Genomic DNA, 916 nt, shown 5'->3' on the forward strand with positions numbered 1-916 from the left:
TAGACCTCTTGCAAAAGTCATAGACTAAGCTCGAAATTAACAACTCCGGCGAATAGCTTCATTCTAAGATCATAGCGCTGACGACGGTTACGATATTTATGAGCCACTATTTTGAACAATTTGATCAAGCCTATTTTATGTTCAACCATAATGCGAAACTTAGCCAGATAGTGATTGGCTTGTTTACAAAGGTCTAACAGCTGACCCCCACGAGGTTTTTTAAAGGGGGTGAAAGTTTGTTTATGTAACTTTGCAATGCCCTGATAGCCACTATCTGCTAGTAGTTTAGTATTGTCAGGAAGCCAATCAGGACAAGTGTCTTTATACAGCTTAAAATCGTGCACGGAACCTTTAGACGTTTGAATATCTAATATTAAACCAGTTTGCCAATGAACGATAACCTGAGCTTTTAAGGTGTGTTGTTTTTTCTTACCGCTGTAGTAGTCTCTTTGGTTTTTTTTGGACGCTCAATGGGGGTTTCGGTGGCATCTACGATGACGACTGACCAATTAATATCGTCATCAACTCTGCTAGGGAGCTTTTTGGGCAATTCAAACTTACCTGAATCAATAAGAATATCTTCTACTTTACGGATGATACGGCTGGCAGAGGACTCATGAATACCAAAGTCCGTACTGATGTGGTACAGCGTCCGGTATTCACGCCAATAAGTCAGGGCTAGTAATATCTGTTCCTCAAGACTAAGCACGCTTGGCCGTCCTGACTTAGTTTTTTGTGCTTCATGCTGCTGCATGGCATTAAGTATTTCATAAAAGGTCGCTTTATGAATGCCTGTGTAGCGTTTAAAGCCTGCATCATTTTGTTTGAGTAGCTTATCTATATTTGGCATGGTTCCTAGCCAGTTGTGAATGTATGAGTTATTGTAAAATCCTCTGCTACTTTTGCAAGAGGTCTA

1 protein-coding gene and 1 pseudogene are annotated in these 916 nt (G+C 40.4%); both read right to left on the bottom strand.

The window, feature by feature from the left end:
• Positions 1–17: 17 nt before the first annotated feature.
• A pseudogene (locus ACMHKH_RS14625) lies at positions 18–401 on the bottom strand (transposase family protein); the annotation flags it as partial.
• An 8-nt stretch (positions 402–409) separates the two neighbouring features.
• The gene (locus tag ACMHKH_RS14630; RefSeq protein ID WP_413521349.1) at positions 410–850 is read right to left on the bottom strand and encodes a helix-turn-helix domain-containing protein; all 441 of its coding nucleotides are present in this window, start codon (positions 848–850) and stop codon (positions 410–412) included.
• Positions 851–916: the final 66 nt, after the last annotated feature.

This window comes from Psychrobacter glacincola, from assembly GCF_965118485.1.
Taxonomy (GTDB): domain Bacteria; phylum Pseudomonadota; class Gammaproteobacteria; order Pseudomonadales; family Moraxellaceae; genus Psychrobacter; species Psychrobacter glacincola_D.